The organism is Siansivirga zeaxanthinifaciens CC-SAMT-1 (genome assembly GCF_000941055.1).
Taxonomy (GTDB): domain Bacteria; phylum Bacteroidota; class Bacteroidia; order Flavobacteriales; family Flavobacteriaceae; genus Siansivirga; species Siansivirga zeaxanthinifaciens.
Map to the genome: position 1 here is coordinate 93,397 of NZ_CP007202.1, position 19,104 is coordinate 112,500.

Sequence of the window (19,104 nt, forward strand, 5' to 3'; positions counted from 1 at the left end):
TATTTAACTAAATCGCTTTAAGGTGTTTTTAGTAAAATCACTCAAAACAAGTTCGCCGCTTATTTTTGCGCGCTCTGCAAGGAGTGTGTCCCAGTTTTCGGTACCTTGCCAAAACACTTGTTTCATTTGTTTCAAAGCTTCCGGATTATAACTACTTAATGTTTCGGCTAATGTTTTAACGGCATCCTGTAAGGCTTCGGCTGTTTCTAAAACCTCCGAATAAAGTCCTTTGTTTTTTGCCCATTCCGCCGAAAAAAATGTATCGGCTTTAATGGTCATTTCCGAAGTGGCAGCAATACCTATTTTTCGTGTAACAGCAGGCTCTATAACAAATGGCCCAATACCAATGCTCAATTCGCTTAATTTAACAGAGGCGTATGTCGAAGCTAAACAGTAATCGGTAGCAGCAGCTAAACCAACGCCGCCGCCAACAGCTTTACCTTGCACACAACCAATAATTATTTTAGGACTTTTTCGCATGGCATTTATAACCTTTGCAAAACCAGAGAAAAAGGTTTCACCTGTTATTTTATCGTTTATGGTTATTAATTCATTAAAACTCGCCCCTGCGCAAAAGGTTCTATTGCCCGCACTTTTTAAAACAATAACCTGAATGCCATCGTTGGTTCCGGCATCATGAATTTTTGTTTTAAGTTCTGCTAGAACGTCGCTAGGCATAGCATTATGATTGGGATGAAAAAACTCTATATATCCAACTTTATTTTCGATATGAAGGTTTACGTATGGCGCTTCCATAAAATTTATAAGAAAAATTTAAAAGTTGAAGATACATAAATTTTTAATGAAACCTTATGCAATAAATGTTACCTTGCAAATTAAAAATTATAGAGTAATTTGTAAAAAAATAAAACTATGGGATTATTAGATTTTCTATTTGGCAAAAAACAAGCTAAGATTAAAGATTTTCAAACAAGAGGCGCTATTATTTTAGATGTTAGAACTCCAGGAGAATACCAACAAGGTGCTATTCCTGGTTCGAAAAACATACCGTTACAAAATTTAAACTCTAAAGTTTCTGAAATTAAAAAACTAAAAAAACCAGTAATTACTTGTTGTGCCAGTGGTGTGCGATCTGCAAGTGCTGCCGCCATTTTAAATAGCAATGGTATTGAGGCAATGAACGGTGGTGGTTGGTTTAGTTTAAGTAAAAAACTATAATTTTATTTTTTGAAATTCGTCTGTTTTTGAAATGGTGGTATTGTTAAACTGCAACTTCCACCCCATCGAATTGGTTAAAATATAAAACTTAGAAAGCTCGCTTATTAATCGGTTTTTAGCATTTGCTTTTAAATCTGATGCTTCCAGTTTTTTTAATAACGATGCTTTTACCTTTTTCTTAATATTGTTATAATCGTTGGCTTCAAAAGGATTCAAATAATCGGCTTGAATATCGTAATATTCTAAATCTGGACTTACTTTTATTTCTTCTTTAGGAATACTAACAATGGTTAAGGTTTTAGTGGACTCATCTATTTTAAATTCAACTTTACTTAAGTCGTATGCAATGGTTACATCGGCATTAACAACCACCAAGGCTTTTTTATCTGAAGTTAGAAAATTTCCTAAAAGTTCTTTAGAATGTTTGTATGTAAAAACTTCACTAAAATGGCCTTCAGTTACAATTAACTTACCTACATTCTGTATTTGTTCCTGAATAAGCATGGAACTTTCTTGAAGCTCTATCTTATTGTTTTTTTGTTCGCTACAATATTTAAATGTAAACAAGATGACTAAGGTGACTACAACACCAAAAAGAATTTTTCGCATACACTAATGTATAAATATTTAGTAATATGAAGATGAATTAAGGGCAAAAAAAAAACATTAGTTTGCTTCGACATAAGAAGTCTAACTAATGTAAAATTAACTAATTCTAACACAGTCAAAATTAATTATTTTATGACTGTTTCATGTAAAATTAACATGACCTGTTTGTTATATTATGTTATTTCTTTTGGCTTTTTCTACAGCTTCTAATTTATTATGAACCTGTAATTTTTTATAAATATTTTCAATATGTTTTCTAATGGTTCCAGATGATAAAAATAAATTATCGGCAATAACATTATAACTTAACCCAGTACTTAACTGCTCTAAAACCTGAACCTCACGATCGGTAAGTTTTATAATTTCCTGATTTTCTGAAGCATTAAAACTAATAGGATTTCGAAGTAATTTTAAAGTTTTCAATGCTATTGAAGGCGTCATGGCAGCACCACCGTTTAATGTTTCGTAAATACCTTCACATAAATCTTTTGCATTCACTTCCTTTAATAAATAGCCATCGGCACCTGCTTTAATGGCGTTAAATATGTGCTCGTCATTATCAAAAACAGTAAGCATAATTATTTTTATATGCGGATATTTTTGTTTTACAATCCCTGTGGTTTCAATACCATTTAATACAGGCATTTCTATATCCATTAAAATAACATCGATATTATGATTGTTTTCTAATTGATTTAATAAATCGGAGCCATTTAATGCCGTAAACTTAATTTCTAAATCGTCAAAAAAAGACAACTTTTCTTTTACCGCGTTTATTAAAAATGAATTGTCATCAACTATAGCAATTTTTTTATTCATATAATTATAAGCTTAAATGAATTTTTGTTCCCTGATCTTTTGTACTTTCTATTTGTACCACCGCCCCTATATCGGCAGCACGTTTTTTTATATTATTAAGTCCATTGCCTAACGAGACCTCTTCCATATTAAACCCAATACCATCATCTATAATTGAAATACTAATATGATGGTTTTCGGAAGTAAAACGAACCTCAATATTTGATGCATTGGCATATTTTAATGCATTATTTATAGCTTCTTGAATAATTCTATAAATGCTCATGCCTTGCACCGAGGTAAACAAATAATTGTTGGATAAATTGGTGTTTAGATGAAACTTAAAATTAATTTTATTTGAAGCTATGTGAGCTTTATCTAAAAAATTTGAAATGCGAACTTGCAAATCTTCCAGCGTGATTTCGCTCTTATTCATCGCCCAAATAGTGTCTCGCAATTCGTTTATGGTTTCTTTAGTAAAAGCGCTTATACCACTTAACTTATTGGTTAATTTTTCGTTGGTTATTTTAAAACCATACTGCAAATTGTCGATAGACGAGATAATAAAAGTTAATTGCGCTCCAATATTATCGTGTAAATCTCTCGAAATTCTTAAGCGTTGCTCCTGGAGTTTGTTTTGAGTTTCAATTTTAATCAAGGCTTCTTTTAATTGACCTTCTTTTTTTAATTGAATGTTTTTTAATTTTTGCTGATTAAACAATAAATATCCTAAAACACCAATCACAAGAGCCAGAATTAGTAGTCCGATAATTTGCGTATTTTTTTGATTTATATTGAGTTCTTTCTCTGCAATTTCTGCTCGTTGGGTTAGAATTTCTTTTTGTTTTTTTTCTGATTCGTATTTAGTTTCTAACTCATAAATGGTTTTGGTTTTTTCAATCTCGAATAAACTATCTTTTGCTTGCGCATACTTAATATGATTGTTGTAAGCACTTTTATAATCTTTGGTAAGAGCGTCTATTTTAGCTAATTGTTTTAAAGCAGGCACTTTAAATTCTTTAAAATTATTGGCTTCAATAATTTGTAAAGCATTAGAAAGTTCGGTTTTAGCTAATTCATATTCCTTATTAATTGTGTAATTATTAGCTAATGCAATTTGAGTTCTTGCGAGTTCGTATAAGTTATTATCGGCTTTAAAACTTGAAATAGCCGATAAAAAATTAGATCTGGCTTTGGTGTGCTGTTTCAAACTATCCTGCGCAATGGCTATGTTAGCCTGCATGTAAGGTAGGTATCTGGAATAGCCCAAATTGGAATACAAAACCTTTGCTTTCTCCGAATATTTAATAGATGTCTCATACTCTAAAGTATACAACAAAACCGAACCAATATTACCTGTTATAATGGCTTCGCCAATTTCAAAATTATGTTCTTTGTAAATATTTAATGCTTTCTTATAGTAATCTAAAACCTTCGTATATTCTTTTTGTTTTTTGTAAACAATTCCAATATTAACCAGCGTTGCAGGTACTTTTGTAAAATCTTTAGCGCATTTTTCGTAAATATTTAAAGCTTTAAAATAATGCTTTAAAGCTATATCGTAATGCCCTTTTGTGTCTTCTAAAATGCCTAAATTGTTGTAAGAATCGGCAATACCGATAGAATCTTTAATTTTTATTCTTATATCTAAACTCTTTTTATGATTTACTTGAGCACTATCTAATTGTGTGTTTGCCTCGAAAGCTGCTGCTATGTTATGATATGACAGGGCAATTAAGGCTTCCTGTTTCAATTTTTTAGATAATTCTAGCGACTTTTTAGCATACCAAAGTGCCGAATCTACCCGTATGTTTCGGTACTCCCAGGAAATTTCATTAAATGTTTTTAGAAGTGTGGTATCTTTTTGAATTTTAGAAACCTTCAATAAACTATCTAACTGCTTACTCGTTTGGGATTGGCCATAAAAAAAAGAAAACAAACAAAAAATAACCAATAACTGCCTCATAAATTATTTGTAAAGAAGTTCTAAAATTAATTTATGTAATACTATAAATTCTTTATTTAAAGTAAATAATCTGTTTATTAAATTTTGATGAAAATCTTCAAGCAGTTCAATATGCTGGTTATTATTTTTTAATCTTAGAGTTTCTAGTTTAAGATGCTGTTCTATTTCAAGCGTATTTTCACAAAACACCTTTTTTAAACCCCAGGTTTCTCTTGTGGTTTTAATTATAAAACCAACAAAAACCACAGGCAAAATAATGGTAATGATTGTAAATAACTGATTAAAATCCATTGAACACGTTTTTAAAATTAAGAAAAACTAACCTTTAAAAAATGATATAAAAAAACATCAATAACATATCAGTTTGACTGATAATATTACTGATGTTTCTGAATTTGAACTGATTAATAGCATAATAAATATAACCTAATATGTTTGATTTTGTATAAATATTCGACAAAATGTTGAAAAAGAAGATTAAGCGCAATAAATAAAATATTACGCCTAATCAAACAAATCTCAACAACAAGATTTATTATTTAAGATTGTAAGCATAAATCGTTTTGTCGTTTGCTTTGTAGTATAAAACCCCAGCAACCTCATCAACTTGATATTCTGGCTTTTTATCTTTTAACACGATTTCTTTATCTACTTTTCCTGAATCTTTATTGACTTTAACTAAACCAGTACCATCATCTAACTTGGTTAATATAAACTGTGCATTTTCTGTAGCTGCTGTAGCTTTAAAACGTTTAGACATCACATCAAAAGCTGCATCACCAATAGATGCAAACATATCGGCTGCACGTTTATTTTCTTTACCATAATCGTTGTAATTACTTAAATCGTTAGAACTACCGTAGGGATTTGTTCTATTCATTCCGGCCTTAGCTGCATGCGCCATAGCCAAACCTGTAGAAGCTACTGCCATAACTCCCGATAGCACTTTTACAAAACCACTTTGCGATGGCGATTTAAAATACTCGTGATAAACTTCTTTCCCTTGCCCATCGAGCATCATTAAATTTTGTGATGAACTCAAAAATATATTTCCGTTTCGCATTTGCATGAAATCTGCAACTTCTTTTTCATCAAACTTGACATTCGCCAACTCGGCTACATCTCCAGAATTAGCATCAATACTATAAATAGTGCCGTCGGCAGCAATTAAATAGCGGTTATTAACACTATCGAAAGTCGATGCCACAGCAGCAGAATTTTTATATTTTAAAGGTTTTTTCCAAACTTGGTCGCCTGTTTCCAGATTTACAATATTGGCATCTTCACTCGTGATATAAATTAAACCCTGAGGTGATTCTGCCATAACCATAATATTTTCGCCGGTTTTTAATGGTTTTTTAAACAATGTTTTTCCGTCGAAAGAAATTTTGTTAATACCACCTTGCTGAATACCAAATAAAATACCATCATCCTGAACATAAAAATGCTGCACATATCCTTTCGTTTTTGGAGCTTTATCCCATAAATCTTCACCAGAAGACGCACTTAAAAAGGCAATTTCAGATTCGTCGCTAGCAGCAAAAACACTAGAGCTTCCGCCAGAACTTTTATCGCTTACAACAGCCAATCCTTGTGGTAAAATTTGAAAATTAGAAACATTCCCTTGAACTTTTCTATCGTCTTTCCAAAGTTCGGCACCATTACTTCCAATTTTATGAATTCTCGTATTCTTGCCATTGGTAGTTGTTTCAAATCCGTAAATTTCTTTTTCACTTTTATCGGCAACCATCCAGTTAACACCTTTAATTTTACATTCCCATAAATCGTCGCCTTTGTGCGATTTTGCCAATAACCCTTGAGCGGTTGGAATAATAACCATGTTTTTTAATAACAATGGTACGCCTGTTACACTAAAGTCTTTGGCTACGCCAACTCTTCCAGGTTTATCTAGAAAGAAACTATAATCCATTTTCTGTGTACTAAGGTCGTAAACAGCTACTTTTGGTGTCATTTTTTCAAATTTATCACCCACTTTTTGTATACCACTAACAATTAATTTGTTTTGAGGAAGCACTACATTACAGGTGTAAATTTGGTTCCAATTATCGTTATCTGAATTAAAAATAACTTTCCCTGTAATGTAATTAATTACAGCGCGTTTGGTTTTTGCAATTCCTGCAAATTTAGAGCCTACACCTTGAGATACTATAATGTATGGTGATTCGGGTACAAAATCTGTTTCTTCCGGACTTAATTTTCCAAAATTATTAAAAGTGAATACAGGCGTTTTAACCTTCGGGTCTATACCTACTAACCCATCGTTGGTTGCTACAACCAGAATTCCACCCACAGTTAGGGTCATTTCATTAATTTTAGAACCTAAATCGTAAGTCGTTTCAGGTTGTTCTGCTTTTTGAGCAAAGGTGATGTTCGACAAGAAAATAATTGCCAACACTAGAATAACTAAATTAAATTTTTTCATTGTTGAATTTGTTTTATAATTAATAGCTAAACAAAATTGCAACATTAAAAAGGCGAAATCAATACGAAGAATTGCGTATAATTGAAGTTAAAAGCAAAAAAAGTTATCCTTTTAAAGACAACTTTTTTTATTCTTAATAGTTTATTCTGAAAAAAGCAACAACTGTTTTCTTAGCTTTTCTTTACTGGTTTTACCATCGTAAATTTTATCGACCACACGGTCTAATAATACCTGATGTTCTCTAATAGCTGCCATGAAAAAGTCTACAACACCTCGAAATAAAACTAATAAAACGGCAGCGATAACTCCAGACTCCGAAAACATGATAAAAAACATGGCTAGAATAACAACAAACTGTTGGATAAAAATGCGCACATATGGTTTTGTCATAATTTCACTGGCAGTGAACACCCGGTTTTTATTAGTGAGCACAAAATCAAATATTAGTTTTAACAATTGTGTTATTACAAATAATGGTAAAATATACTCCATCCCTTCTAAAGACACTATTTTGGTGTAATTATCAATTAAATCGAAGGGTTCGTTAATAAAACTTTGTCCGCCAATACCAATAATTACAAATGCAAACACCGATTGAACCGCCACAAACATCCCGTAATGAAAGATAAAAAACGGTACTAAAAACCAAATAGAAGAACCGCTATCGTCTTTTTTAGAGGCTAAAATCATTTTAACAATATTAAAAAGACCAATAATTATTGTCTCTAAAAAATATCCAAAAACAACCGCATATGGTGCTATTTTACCTAGACAAATTAATAAAATTAAGAACAGAATATTTAACCATGCAAACGCATTGTATCGATTAGGAATAAAAACAGATGCTAACATTTAATTAAGTTTTTTTTTACAAAGAAACTCGATTACAAACTATTTAAACATACGCAAAATGCCGTATTCTTTTAAAATGTTATATGAGAAAATTGCGCTTCTAGCTGAGCTTTCTTTATATCTAATTGCTCAAGAAATTGTTGATGCGCTTCAGATTTTAAATTGAAGGGACGATGTTGTAAACCTTTTTGAATTACAGCAACTTCAACCATTGTTTTAATGGCTTGCGGCGAAAACCAAACCTCTAGAAACTTGTTCCAAATATAATGTATCGCGGTTTGGTTTGGATGTATCATGTCTTCACTGTAAAAACGATAATCACGCAGTTCATCCATCATAATTTCATACGAAGGAAAATAAACAACCGCATCACTTAAAACTTCATGAACGGCAGTTATTAAGTGAGATTTACTCAACGTATTTTCTACAAAACCATCTTTAATATGACGTATTGGAGACACCGTAAAAATAATAGTTGCAGTACTATTTAACCTTTTAATGCCATCAATAATTCTGACCAAACTTCCTTTAATATCATCGGGAGATAACAATTGTTTTTCAAATTGATTTTGAGGAAGCTTATGGCAGTTGGCAACTGTATTTTTATCTTTTAATAAATTGTAAACCCAGGCCGTACCTATGGTGATAATTACATGTGTCGATTTAGAAAGTTGAAGCTTTGTTAAAGCAAGTTCACTATTTAATTGATTTATTAAAGCTTCTTTTGAAGGGTTACTTAACTTTGAATGTGCATCAAAACAATGCCATTGCTCGTTGTGAAAAAACACATCGTCTTTGGTGTATTTTTTTTCATGAACTGCTCTAATAATTAAGGTTTCAATCGCTTTGGGATGAAATAAAATCCCGAAGGGGTTTTGAAGATTTTTAAACTTGTAATAAGATAGTTTTTCTCCTATATTTTCAACAAAACAAGACCCTAATAGCGTTATCTCTGAGTGATAATCTATTAAATTACTAGCTCTTTTTTTTAACGGTATTTGGGTTTGTAGTTTCATAAAAAAATCCCGATTCCATTTATTAACAGAATCGGGAAACTTATATTATTTAATAAATTCTTGTGCTTTTTCTAAAGCATCAGGAATACCTTGCGGCATTTTACCTCCTGCTGTAGCGAAAAATGGCTGACCGCCGCCGCCGCCTTGGATATACTTTCCTAGTTCTCTAACAACTTTTCCTGCATCTAATCCTTTGCTTGCTACCAATTCTTTAGAAATATAACACGATAACAAGGCTTTACCATCAGACTCTGTAGCGAATAATAAAAATAAATTATCAGACTGGCTGCCCAATTCGAAAGCAACATCTTTTAAACCAGAAGCATCTAAATCGACTTTTTTAGCTAAAAACTGCACGCCATTAATTTCGGTAAGCTCGTTTTTAAGTTCCAATTTCAGGTTTTTAGCTTTGTCTTTTAACAATAATTCTATTTGCTTTTTAAGAGCCGCATTTTCTTCCTGTAAATTTTGTAAAGCCTTTACTGGTTCTTGGGCATTGTTTAATAAAGCTCTCATTTCTGAATAGGCCTTACTATTTTCAAAATAGAAATCTTTGGCCGCTTCGTTTGTAATGGCTTCTATACGACGAATTCCTGCAGCTACTGCACCTTCTGAAACAATTTTGAAATGCCAGATATCTGAAGTATTTTTAACATGCGTGCCTCCACAAAGTTCCATCGATTGACCGAAACGAATGGCGCGAACCGTATCGCCATATTTTTCTCCAAACAAACTCATAGCGCCTTCGGCGATAGCGGCCTCTTTGGGCATGTTTCGTTTCTCTATTAAATCCAGTTTATCGGCGATTCGAGCGTTTACAAAATCTTCAACATCGTTTAATTCTTCTTGCGTTAATTTAGAAAAGTGTGAAAAGTCAAAACGTAAGTTTTTTGAATGTACCGCACTTCCCTTTTGTTCTACATGAGTCCCTAAAATTTCTCTTAATGCCTGATGTAATAAGTGTGTTGCCGAATGATTACATTCGGTTCTAAAACGCTGATTAGCATCGACCACAGCTTTAAAACTTTGATCGATATGCTTTGGTAAATTTTTAGTAAAGTGAATAATAACATTATTCTCCTTTTTGGTATCTAAAACATACACTACATCGCCACGAGAATCTTCTAAATAACCTTTATCTCCAACCTGACCGCCGCCCTCCGGATAAAATGGCGTAATATTAAATACCAACTGATACATTTCGCCATCTTTTTTAGAAACAACTTTACGGTATCTGGTTAATTTCACAGTGGCTTCAAGCGTATCGTAGCCTATAAATTCTTCTTCGGCATCGGTACCTAGAATGGTCCAATCGTCTGTACTCATTTCACTGGCAGCACGCGAACGATTTTTTTGTTTTTGTAACTCTTCATTAAATCCCTTTTCATCTAACTTTAAGCCTTTTTCAGAAAGAATTAAAGCGGTTAAATCGATTGGAAACCCGTAAGTATCATACAATTCAAAAGCCTTTTCTCCGGAAACTGTATCGCCTTTTGTCTCGTTTACAATAGCATTTAATAACACCAAACCTTGGTCTAAGGTTCTTAAAAAAGATTGTTCTTCTTCTTTAATGACATTTTCAACCAGTTGCTTTTGAGTTTTAATTTCTGGGAAAGCTTCTCCCATTTTCGCACTTAAAACATCTACTAATCTATAAATAAACGGCTCTTTTTTATCTAAAAACGTAAAGCCGTAACGCACAGCACGACGTAAAATTCTACGAATAACGTAGCCAGCGCCTGTATTACTTGGTAATTGACCATCGGCTATTGAAAATGCAACAGCTCGCACGTGATCGCATATAACACGAATAGCAACATCTACCTTTTCGTCTTTACCATATTTTTTGTTAGAAATCGTTTCAATTTCTCTAATTATTGGCGTAAAAACATCGGTATCGTAGTTAGATTGAACGCCTTGTAACACCATGCATAAACGCTCAAATCCCATACCTGTATCTATATGCTTGTCTGGTAAACTTTCCAGACTTCCGTTTGCTTTACGGTTGTATTGCATGAATACAAGGTTCCAAATTTCAACTACCTGTGGGTGATCTTGATTCACTAAATCTTTACCCGATATTTTAGCTTTTTCTTCTGCCGAACGAATATCGACATGTATTTCACTACAAGGTCCACATGGCCCTTGATCGCCCATTTCCCAGAAATTATCTTTTTTGTTTCCTTTTAATATGCGGTCTTCAGAAACAAATTCCTTCCATAATTCGTAAGCTTCGGTATCCATGGGCAGGTTGTCTTCGTCGCTACCTTCAAAAACCGTTACATATAATATATCTTTATCGATGCCATATACTTCGGTTAATAACTCCCAAGCCCAGGCAATAGCTTCTTTTTTAAAGTAATCACCAAAACTCCAGTTTCCAAGCATTTCAAATAAAGTATGGTGATATGTGTCGTAACCAACTTCTTCTAAATCGTTGTGCTTACCAGAAACACGTAAACATTTTTGTGTATCGGTTAAACGGCTGTTTTTTGGTTGTGCATTTCCTAAAAAATACTCTTTAAAAGGCGCCATACCAGAATTTACAAACATTAAAGTTGGATCGTCTTTTAAAACCATAGGAGCCGATGGCACTATACTGTGTTTTTTATCTTCAAAAAAACTTAAAAATTTAGATCGAATATCTTGTGACTTCATTAAGAAATGGTGTTACTAAGTTGTTAAATTACATGAATTGCAATACAATTTTTTATCTTTACGTTTTAAAAAAAATTATAAATTTTAAAGCCCTAACTAAGTACAAAAGTATCTCAAATAATAATGATAATATTTTTGTAATTTAGTCGTTTGCTTTATTAATTCAATTTAAATTGCTTTTAATTAAAGTGCAAAAATAGTATAATTTAAGAAATGAGTAAGGTAAAATATTATTACGATTCTGAAACGCTATCTTATAAGAAAATAGAACGCAAAAAAAGGACGACTTTAAAGTATGCCTTTATGTTTATTTTGGGTTCTGCTTTGTTTGGTTTTTTGTTCGTTTTTATTGCCAGTCAATACATCGAATCGCCCAAAGAACGTGCCTTAAAGCGTGAATTACAAAATGCAGAGTTACAATTTGAATTACTAAATAAAAAAATGGCGCAAGCCGAAACGGTGTTATCAAACATAGCAGACCGAGACAATAATATTTATCGCGTTTATTTTGAAGCTAACCCAATACCCGACGAACAACGTAAAGCTGGATTTGGAGGTGTGAATCGATATAAGAATCTAGAAGGCTTCGATAATTCTAAGCAAATTATTGAAAGTAACAAACGTTTAGACATCCTTCAAAAGCAAATTGTAGTGCAATCTAAATCGCTTGATGAAATAGCAAAATTAGCAGAAGAAAAAGAAAAATTACTTGCAGCCATTCCGGCCATTCAACCTGTAAGCAACGAAGATTTAACTCGTATGGCTTCGGGCTTTGGTATACGATCGGACCCATTTACAAAAGTTAAAAAAATGCATTGGGGTATGGACTTTACAGCGCCAAGAGGGACACCCATTTATGCTACAGGCGATGGTATTGTGGAGCGCGCAGACAACACCGCCTCTGGTTATGGAAATCACATTCGAATAGATCATGGTTATGGTTATGTGAGTTTGTATGCCCATTTATATAAATACAACGTTCGAAAAAACCAAAAAGTTAAACGTGGTGATATTATTGGATTTGTTGGTAGTACCGGGCGTTCGGAAGCACCACATTGTCATTACGAAATATTTAAAGATGGAGAACGCATCAACCCTATAAACTTTTACTACGGAAGTTTAACTGCCGAAGAATTTAACAAACTTCTGGAGCATGCTTCATTAGAAAACCAATCATTAGACTAATGTATATAGAATTACCAGAAAAACGATATTATAGCATTGGCGAAGTGGCTAAAGCTTTTAATGTAAATACCTCTTTAATTCGTTTTTGGGAAAAAGAATTCGATGCTCTTAAACCAAAGAAAAACGCCAAAGGAAACCGAAAATTTACTCCCGAGGACATTAAAAATTTAAAACTAATTTATCACTTAGTTAAAGAACGTGGTTTTACTTTAGAAGGTGCTAAAATTCACTTAAAAGAAGACAAAAAAGACACATTAAATAACTTTGAAATTATAAGTAAATTAGAAAATATTAAAAATCAACTCATTAAAATTAAAGAAAATCTTTAGCTATTTTTTAAAATACTTGTAACTTTTTTTAACTTCAAGAGTCAAACAGTTAACCTTTATAAAAACCATAAAAAACATCATTATGAAGAAATTTTTACCTTGGATAATTATTGCCGTAGTAGTATTTGGATTATACTCATGGGCCAAAGGGTTTAATAATACCGCAGTTACCTTAAAAGAAACCGCCACAAAAACTTGGGGAGATGTTGAAAGCAGTTACCAACGTAGAAACGACCTTATTGGTAATTTAGTTAAAACCGTACAAGGAGCTGCAGATTTTGAAAAAAGCACCCTTGAAGCTGTTATAAAAGCTAGAAGTGAAGCAACTAAAACGACTATAGATCCATCAAACATAACTCCAGAACAATTAGCAGCTTTTAATCAAGCGCAAAGTGGTTTAAGTAGTGCATTATCTCGTTTATTAGTAACGGTTGAAAGATATCCAGATTTAAAAGCAAACCAAAACTTCTTAGAATTACAAAGTCAGTTAGAAGGAACAGAAAATAGAATTAACGTTGCAAGAGACCGCTTTAATGAAGCCGTTGAGCCTTATAACAAGCACATTAAAACATTTCCAAACTCCTTACTTGCCGGATTATTTAATTTTGAAAGCTTAAATTACTTTAAAGCAGAAGCTGGAAGTGAAAAAGCACCAGATGTTGATTTTAATTTTAAATAATTCAACAAAATAAACACCGTACAATCATGCTAGATAAAGTTGAAAATTTCTTAACAAATATCGAAGAACAAGAAATTATTGAAGCTATTAGAGTAGCTGAATTAAACACCTCTGGCGAAATACGTGTACACATAGAAAAAACCTCTAAAGGCGATGCTACAAATCGTGCTTTGGAGGTTTTTTATGCTTTAAAAATGGATAACACCAAACTGCAAAACGCCGTTTTAATTTATGTTGCTATCGAAGAAAGAGCTTTTGTTATTTATGGTGACAAAGGTATTAACGATGTTGTACCCGATAATTTTTGGGATAGCACAAAAGATTTAATGGTGTCTCATTTTAAGTTAGGTAATTATAAAGCAGGATTGGTAGAAGGTATTTTAAAATCTGGCGAACAGCTTAAAAAATATTTCCCATACAACAATTTAGATACCAACGAACTCTCTAATGAAATTTCTAAAGGTTAAAATGTTGAATTTAAATTACAATATCAAATCCCATTTAAAAGTTAAAACGTTTTTTGTACTTGTTATAACGTTGCTATCCTTTTGTGTTTCATTTGCACAATATAAAATCCCTTCGAAACCCGATTTTCAAACCAGTGTTTACGATTATATAAACTTACTAACCAAAACCGAAAAGAAAAGTTTAGAAGACAAGCTAATAAGATATTCCGATACAACATCAACCCAAATCGTTATTGCTACCATAAGCTCTACCAATGGTGAAAATATAGATTATTTAGGCACCAAATGGGCGCATTCCTGGGGCATTGGTCAAGCTAAAGAAGATAACGGTGTTTTTATTCTATTAGCAAAAGACGACAGAAAAATTTCTATTAAAACAGGGTATGGTGTCGAACATTTATTAACCGACGCTATGTCGAAGCGTATTATAGAACGCGATATCATTCCTTATTTCAAACAAAACAATTATTACGGCGGACTTAACCGTGGGGCTGATGCTATTTTTGAGGTTTTAACAGGAGAATATAAAGGCAGCAGAAAAGAATCGTCAGATTCTGGAATACCGATACAATTCATAATTATAATCATCATTTTTATAATTATTATCATTTCCATGTCGAAGAATAACCGTGGAGGCCACGGAGGAAATAGAGGCAATAAACAAGATGGCTTCGATATTTGGGATGCCATAATTTTAAGCAACATGGGGCGCGGTAATTACCGTGGTTCTGGCGGCTTTGGGGGCAGCTCTGGCGGAGGCTTCGGCGGTGGCGGTTTTGGAGGTGGCTTTGGAGGCGGCGGTTTTGGAGGCGGCGGTGCCTCAGGTGGTTGGTAATTTTTATTAGTTAAAATACGTTTTACCAAACACCCTTAAATTAATACCACCAAAAGAATTTTACTTCTTACGCATATAAACACTTACTGGAACCCCTTTAAAATCGAAGTTTTCACGTAGCTTGTTTTCTAAAAAACGTTTGTATGGATCTTTTACGTACTGAGGTAAATTACAGAAAAATGCAAACTGAGGCTGTGGCGTTGGCAACTGCATTATATATTTAATCTTAACAAATTTACCCTTATATGCTGGTGGCGGATAATTTTCTATTAATGGTAAAAACACCTCGTTAAGCACACTCGTTTTAATCTTTTTAGAACGGTTTTGGTAAACTTCTACAGCCGTTTCAATTGCTTTAAATATACGTTGTTTAGACAATGCCGATATAAATATAATTGGCACGTCTGTAAAAGGCTCTATTTGCTTTCTAATGGCTTTTTCGTATTCTTTAGTAGACTTATGGTCTTTCTCTACCAAATCCCATTTATTAACAAGAATAACAATTCCTTTACGGTTGCGTTCTGCCAACCAAAATATATTTTGTACTTGACCGTCGAAACCACGATTTGCATCCAATACAATTAAACAGACATCACTGTGTTCAATGGCACGAACGCTTCGCATTACCGAATAAAATTCTAAATCTTCTTTAACTTTCGATTTTCTTCGGATACCAGCTGTATCTACCAAGTTGAATTCAAATCCAAAACGATTGTATTTTGTATCAATAGAATCTCTTGTTGTTCCAGCAATATCGGTAACAATGTATCTATCTTCACCTATTAAAGCATTAATAAACGATGATTTTCCAGCATTAGGACGGCCCACTACAGCAAATCGAGGCAGCGTGTCTTCAACAACAGTTTCTTTTTCTGGTAAGGCTTTCACTAAAGCATCTAACAAATCGCCGGTACCACTTCCGTTAATACTGGCAACGGTGTAATAATCGCCAAGACCTAATGAATAAAACTCCACAGCATCTTCCGCACGTTTTCCATTATCTACTTTATTAACAACTAAAAAAACGGGCTTTTTTACTTTTCGAAGTAATTTAGCAACATCTTCATCCATTCCTGTAACGCCAGATTCAACATCTACCATAAAAATAATAGCGTCTGCTTCTTCAATTGCTAGTTCGACTTGTTTATCAATTTCAGCTTCAAAAACATCATCACTTCCTAATACATAACCACCGGTATCGATTAAAGAAAACTCTTTACCGTTCCAATCTGCCTTACCGTAGTGTCTGTCTCTGGTTACACCGCTTACGGCATCAACAATAGCTTCTCTACGCTGAATTAAACGGTTAAAAAAAGTTGACTTCCCTACATTTGGTCGACCTACTATAGCTACTATATTACTCATCTGTTATATGGTGAAATTGGTATTAGCCAATTTAATTTATTGTTATTCTTAAATATTTTGCAAAAATAGGAAATATCCCCTTGTTAAACTCTTTTTTTATGAAAGATTAAAATTGTTTTAGATTTAATTAAATATTAGTAATTTACTAGAACTAAATTAATTAGTTATGACCACTAGCAATGACATTGTTTTAAGACCTCGTTTTAAATTTGATTTAAAACAAAACAATGAAACCATTTTAAATAGATTTGAAAATTCTAAATTGAAACAATCTCAATTTATTGTTTCCAGAATTGATGATCATGTTTTTATTAAGTTTCCTAAAAAAGATCAGCATTTTTGGTCGCCACAATTACATCTCGAAATAAATAAAATTGACGATGAAAATTGCACCCTTTATGGCTTATTTGGACCAAACCCAACCGTTTGGACCTTATTTATATTTTTACATTTTTTAGTAGCTGGACTTTTTTTGGCCTTCGGAATTTGGGCTTACTCCAATTGGCGATTGAATCTACCTTATAACATTCAAACCACTTTAATGGTATTAATGATTGTCATTTGGATTGCTTTATATTTTGCAGGATCTTACACCAAAACTTCAAGCAAAGTAGAAATGCAAGCCTTAAAAAAATTTATGGAGACTATTATAAATAATGAATAAGCTTAATTATTATATCCGAAACGTTTTAATTGATTTTGATTACTGCGCCAGTTTTTATTCACCTTAACATAGGTTTCTAAGTGAATTTGTTTGCCAAAAAATGTTTCTAAATCTTTTCTAGCTTCTACACCTACTCGTTTTAATGCTGTACCTTTATGTCCAATAATAATTCCCTTTTGAGTTTCTCGCTCGACCATAATAACAGCACGTACACGAATAATATGTTCTTCTTCAAAAAATTCCTCGGTATCAACTTCTACAGCATATGGAATTTCTTTTTTGTAATGAAGTAATATTTTTTCTCTTATGGTTTCATTAATAAAGAAACGTTCTGGTTTGTCGGTTAATTGGTCTTTAGGATAAAAAGCTGGTGATTCTGGTAATAATTCAATAATTCTATTAAAAACCTCTTTAACATTGAAACCTTCTAATGCTGAGATTGGAAAAATTTCGGCATTTGGCACCTTTTTGGCCCATAACTGTACTTGAGACTCTAATTGTTCCTGGTTAGATTTATCTATTTTGTTTAATAAAAGTAAAACTGGTATTGTAGAATTGGTTATTTTATTAAAAAAATCAGCATCTTTTAACTCTTGTTCACCTATTTCAACCATGTAAATTAAAACATCGGCATCTTCAAAAGCAGATTTAACAAATCCCATCATAGATTCTTGCAATTCGTAAGCTGGTTTAATAATACCCGGTGTATCAGATAAAACCATTTGAAAATCATCACCATTAACAATACCCAAAATTCTATGGCGTGTTGTTTGTGCTTTAGATGTTATAATCGATAATTTCTCACCCACAAAGGCATTCATGAGGGTCGATTTTCCAACGTTCGGATTTCCTATAATATTTACAAAACCGGCTTTATGCATCATATACTAAATTTTAATAGACTGCAAATTTACAACCTTGATTTATATCTAACACTATTAATACTACTATAAACAAAAAAGCAGAAAATTAAATTTCCTGCTTTTTTATAAATTTTATTAATTAGTATTAGTTTAATACTTCTAATAACTCCACTTCAAATACTAATGGAGAAAAAGGTTTAATAGGACCTCCTTGACGTGGTGAAGCACCATATGCTAATTCTTGAGGTATAAAAAACTTATATTTAGAACCAACAGTCATTAACTGTAAACCTTCGGTCCAACCTTTAATAACCTGACCTACACCAAAAGTAGCAGGCTCACCTCTATCAACAGAACTATCAAAAACAGTTCCATCTGCTAAAGTACCATGATAGTGTACTTTTACTCGAGACATTGGCGTAGGTTTATCGCCACTACCTTCTTTCAATACGATATATTGTAAGCCAGAATCTGTTACTTTAACACCTTCTTTAGTTTTATTTTCTTCTAAAAACTTTTCACCTTCAGCCTTTACATCACCAAATTCATCTAAAGCTCTTTTCTCAGCTTCTTCTTGTTGTTTCTTTCTAGCTTCTAATTGTTTCTTTTGGAAATAAGTACTTAAAAGCACCTGAACTTTATCTTGTGGAATTTTTAATTCAGCAGAATCTAATGCATTTACAAAACCTTGAATAAAAAGATCTTTATCCATTTCCGAAACATTAGTTTGCACATTACGTGCAACATCCATTCCAATAGCATAACTTACCGAATCAATTTCTGTTTTTAAAGGTTTATTTGTAACACCACCTTTGTTACATGAAACCATTACTAAAAATACTAAAAGAACACTTAAAGATTTAATTATTTTCATTTCTGTTTTATTGATTTAAAATTAGGATGCTAAAGTAACAAATAAATCAACAGTATTAGAAAAGTATTATATGAATTTTAACTATATAAATATTTGATAAATAAAGTACTCCTACAGTTTCCTCCTAAAAAAAGGGCAAAAAAAATCCTCAACATAGATTTATGTTGAGGATTGAAAAAGGCAACGACCTACTCTTCCACAAATGCAGTACCATCGGCGCTAACGGGCTTAACTTCTCTGTTCGGAATGGTAAGAGGTGAGCCCCGTCGCTATAACCACCTTAAATTTTTGGTTGTTGGTTTGTAGTTTATGGTTTTTGGCT

At 32.7% G+C, this 19,104-nt stretch carries 19 protein-coding genes and 1 rRNA gene; 7 read left to right on the forward strand and 13 right to left on the reverse strand.

The genetic code is table 11. The annotated features are described in order from the left end of the window. Positions 1-3: 3 nt before the first annotated feature. Positions 4-756 (reverse strand): enoyl-CoA hydratase/isomerase family protein, encoded by a 753-nt coding sequence (locus AW14_RS00405; protein ID WP_044637012.1) that lies wholly within the window; start codon positions 754-756, stop codon positions 4-6. Between the two features lie 117 nt (positions 757-873). On the opposite strand from AW14_RS00405, the gene AW14_RS00410 reads away from it, so the two are divergent. Next, positions 874-1,179 carry a rhodanese-like domain-containing protein gene (locus AW14_RS00410; protein WP_044637013.1) on the forward strand — a complete coding sequence of 102 codons (306 nt, stop codon included), beginning with the start codon at positions 874-876 and terminating at the stop codon, positions 1,177-1,179. Here AW14_RS00410 and AW14_RS00415 read toward each other — a convergent pair. The 8 genes from AW14_RS00415 to alaS form a co-directional block, all read right to left on the reverse strand. After that, positions 1,174-1,788 carry a DUF4230 domain-containing protein gene (locus AW14_RS00415; protein ID WP_044637014.1) on the reverse strand — a complete coding sequence of 205 codons (615 nt, stop codon included), beginning with the start codon at positions 1,786-1,788 and terminating at the stop codon, positions 1,174-1,176. The genes AW14_RS00410 and AW14_RS00415 overlap by 6 nt on opposite strands. A 168-nt stretch (positions 1,789-1,956) precedes the next feature. Beyond that, positions 1,957-2,607, reverse strand: a complete 651-nt coding sequence (locus tag AW14_RS00420; protein WP_044637015.1) for a response regulator — start codon at positions 2,605-2,607, stop codon at positions 1,957-1,959. 4 nt (positions 2,608-2,611) lie between these two features. Then, a complete protein-coding gene (locus AW14_RS00425; RefSeq protein ID WP_044637016.1) occupies positions 2,612-4,552 on the reverse strand; it encodes a tetratricopeptide repeat-containing sensor histidine kinase in 1,941 nt (646 codons plus the stop codon). Between the two features lie 3 nt (positions 4,553-4,555). After that, complete coding sequence (locus tag AW14_RS00430; RefSeq protein WP_044637017.1) at positions 4,556-4,843, reverse strand: hypothetical protein; 288 nt, start codon at positions 4,841-4,843, stop codon at positions 4,556-4,558. A gap of 244 nt (positions 4,844-5,087) precedes the next feature. Continuing rightward, positions 5,088-6,995 (reverse strand): outer membrane protein assembly factor BamB family protein, encoded by a 1,908-nt coding sequence (locus tag AW14_RS00435; protein ID WP_044637018.1) that lies wholly within the window; start codon positions 6,993-6,995, stop codon positions 5,088-5,090. A gap of 141 nt (positions 6,996-7,136) precedes the next feature. Beyond that, positions 7,137-7,847 carry a DUF6498-containing protein gene (locus AW14_RS00440; RefSeq protein WP_044637019.1) on the reverse strand — a complete coding sequence of 237 codons (711 nt, stop codon included), beginning with the start codon at positions 7,845-7,847 and terminating at the stop codon, positions 7,137-7,139. Positions 7,848-7,918: 71 nt separating this feature from the next. Then, entirely contained in the window at positions 7,919-8,863 is a 945-nt protein-coding gene (locus tag AW14_RS00445; protein ID WP_044637020.1) for a GSCFA domain-containing protein, read from the reverse strand. A 45-nt stretch (positions 8,864-8,908) separates the two neighbouring features. Further along, entirely contained in the window at positions 8,909-11,521 is a 2,613-nt protein-coding gene (gene alaS / locus AW14_RS00450) for an alanine--tRNA ligase (protein WP_044637021.1), read from the reverse strand. A 213-nt stretch (positions 11,522-11,734) separates the two neighbouring features. On the opposite strand from alaS, the gene AW14_RS00455 reads away from it, so the two are divergent. From AW14_RS00455 to AW14_RS00475, 5 genes are all read left to right on the forward strand, one after another. Continuing rightward, positions 11,735-12,706, forward strand: coding sequence for a M23 family metallopeptidase (locus AW14_RS00455; RefSeq protein WP_044637022.1), 972 nt, complete (start codon positions 11,735-11,737; stop codon positions 12,704-12,706). Next, positions 12,706-13,035, forward strand: a complete 330-nt coding sequence (locus AW14_RS00460) for a MerR family transcriptional regulator (protein ID WP_044637023.1) — start codon at positions 12,706-12,708, stop codon at positions 13,033-13,035. The genes AW14_RS00455 and AW14_RS00460 overlap by 1 nt, the downstream gene beginning before the upstream one ends. Before the next feature lie 82 nt (positions 13,036-13,117). Further along, complete coding sequence (locus AW14_RS00465; protein ID WP_044637024.1) at positions 13,118-13,714, forward strand: LemA family protein; 597 nt, start codon at positions 13,118-13,120, stop codon at positions 13,712-13,714. Between the two features lie 26 nt (positions 13,715-13,740). Next, positions 13,741-14,181 carry a TPM domain-containing protein gene (locus AW14_RS00470; RefSeq protein WP_044637025.1) on the forward strand — a complete coding sequence of 147 codons (441 nt, stop codon included), beginning with the start codon at positions 13,741-13,743 and terminating at the stop codon, positions 14,179-14,181. Further along, complete coding sequence (locus AW14_RS00475) at positions 14,162-15,016, forward strand: TPM domain-containing protein (RefSeq protein WP_084708714.1); 855 nt, start codon at positions 14,162-14,164, stop codon at positions 15,014-15,016. The genes AW14_RS00470 and AW14_RS00475 overlap by 20 nt, the downstream gene beginning before the upstream one ends. Before the next feature lie 60 nt (positions 15,017-15,076). On the opposite strand, the gene der is transcribed toward AW14_RS00475, so the two are convergent. Beyond that, on the reverse strand, positions 15,077-16,381 hold the full coding sequence (der, locus tag AW14_RS00480; protein ID WP_044637026.1) for a ribosome biogenesis GTPase Der: 1,305 nt from the start codon (positions 16,379-16,381) through the stop codon (positions 15,077-15,079). A gap of 166 nt (positions 16,382-16,547) precedes the next feature. Between der and AW14_RS00485 the strand changes: the two genes are divergently transcribed. Further along, the gene (locus tag AW14_RS00485) at positions 16,548-17,045 is read left to right on the forward strand and encodes a hypothetical protein (protein WP_044637027.1); all 498 of its coding nucleotides are present in this window, start codon (positions 16,548-16,550) and stop codon (positions 17,043-17,045) included. Between the two features lie 2 nt (positions 17,046-17,047). On the opposite strand, the gene era is transcribed toward AW14_RS00485, so the two are convergent. The 3 genes from era to rrf all read right to left on the reverse strand — a co-directional run bounded on the left by era (position 17,048) and on the right by rrf (position 19,065). Next, a complete protein-coding gene (gene era / locus AW14_RS00490) occupies positions 17,048-17,929 on the reverse strand; it encodes a GTPase Era (RefSeq protein ID WP_044637028.1) in 882 nt (293 codons plus the stop codon). A 124-nt stretch (positions 17,930-18,053) separates the two neighbouring features. Next, positions 18,054-18,782: an FKBP-type peptidyl-prolyl cis-trans isomerase gene (locus tag AW14_RS00495; protein WP_044637029.1), complete on the reverse strand. Its 729-nt coding sequence runs from the start codon at positions 18,780-18,782 to the stop codon at positions 18,054-18,056. 175 nt (positions 18,783-18,957) lie between these two features. Beyond that, positions 18,958-19,065: ribosomal RNA gene (gene rrf, locus AW14_RS00500) — 5S ribosomal RNA — on the reverse strand. Positions 19,066-19,104: the final 39 nt, after the last annotated feature.

Bases quoted from the DNA above. Each gene is read 5' to 3' on its own strand.
- AW14_RS00405 (WP_044637012.1), bottom strand. From the start codon at position 756: ATGGAAGCGCCATACGTAAACCTTCATATCGAAAATAAAGTTGGATAT.
- AW14_RS00410 (WP_044637013.1), top strand. From the start codon at position 874: ATGGGATTATTAGATTTTCTATTTGGCAAAAAACAAGCTAAGATTAAA.
- AW14_RS00415 (WP_044637014.1), bottom strand. From the start codon at position 1,788: ATGCGAAAAATTCTTTTTGGTGTTGTAGTCACCTTAGTCATCTTGTTT.
- AW14_RS00420 (WP_044637015.1), bottom strand. From the start codon at position 2,607: ATGAATAAAAAAATTGCTATAGTTGATGACAATTCATTTTTAATAAAC.
- AW14_RS00425 (WP_044637016.1), bottom strand. From the start codon at position 4,552: ATGAGGCAGTTATTGGTTATTTTTTGTTTGTTTTCTTTTTTTTATGGC.
- AW14_RS00430 (WP_044637017.1), bottom strand. From the start codon at position 4,843: ATGGATTTTAATCAGTTATTTACAATCATTACCATTATTTTGCCTGTG.
- AW14_RS00435 (WP_044637018.1), bottom strand. From the start codon at position 6,995: ATGAAAAAATTTAATTTAGTTATTCTAGTGTTGGCAATTATTTTCTTG.
- AW14_RS00440 (WP_044637019.1), bottom strand. From the start codon at position 7,847: ATGTTAGCATCTGTTTTTATTCCTAATCGATACAATGCGTTTGCATGG.
- AW14_RS00445 (WP_044637020.1), bottom strand. From the start codon at position 8,863: ATGAAACTACAAACCCAAATACCGTTAAAAAAAAGAGCTAGTAATTTA.
- alaS (WP_044637021.1), bottom strand. From the start codon at position 11,521: ATGAAGTCACAAGATATTCGATCTAAATTTTTAAGTTTTTTTGAAGAT.
- AW14_RS00455 (WP_044637022.1), top strand. From the start codon at position 11,735: ATGAGTAAGGTAAAATATTATTACGATTCTGAAACGCTATCTTATAAG.
- AW14_RS00460 (WP_044637023.1), top strand. From the start codon at position 12,706: ATGTATATAGAATTACCAGAAAAACGATATTATAGCATTGGCGAAGTG.
- AW14_RS00465 (WP_044637024.1), top strand. From the start codon at position 13,118: ATGAAGAAATTTTTACCTTGGATAATTATTGCCGTAGTAGTATTTGGA.
- AW14_RS00470 (WP_044637025.1), top strand. From the start codon at position 13,741: ATGCTAGATAAAGTTGAAAATTTCTTAACAAATATCGAAGAACAAGAA.
- AW14_RS00475 (WP_084708714.1), top strand. From the start codon at position 14,162: ATGAAATTTCTAAAGGTTAAAATGTTGAATTTAAATTACAATATCAAA.
- der (WP_044637026.1), bottom strand. From the start codon at position 16,381: ATGAGTAATATAGTAGCTATAGTAGGTCGACCAAATGTAGGGAAGTCA.
- AW14_RS00485 (WP_044637027.1), top strand. From the start codon at position 16,548: ATGACCACTAGCAATGACATTGTTTTAAGACCTCGTTTTAAATTTGAT.
- era (WP_044637028.1), bottom strand. From the start codon at position 17,929: ATGATGCATAAAGCCGGTTTTGTAAATATTATAGGAAATCCGAACGTT.
- AW14_RS00495 (WP_044637029.1), bottom strand. From the start codon at position 18,782: ATGAAAATAATTAAATCTTTAAGTGTTCTTTTAGTATTTTTAGTAATG.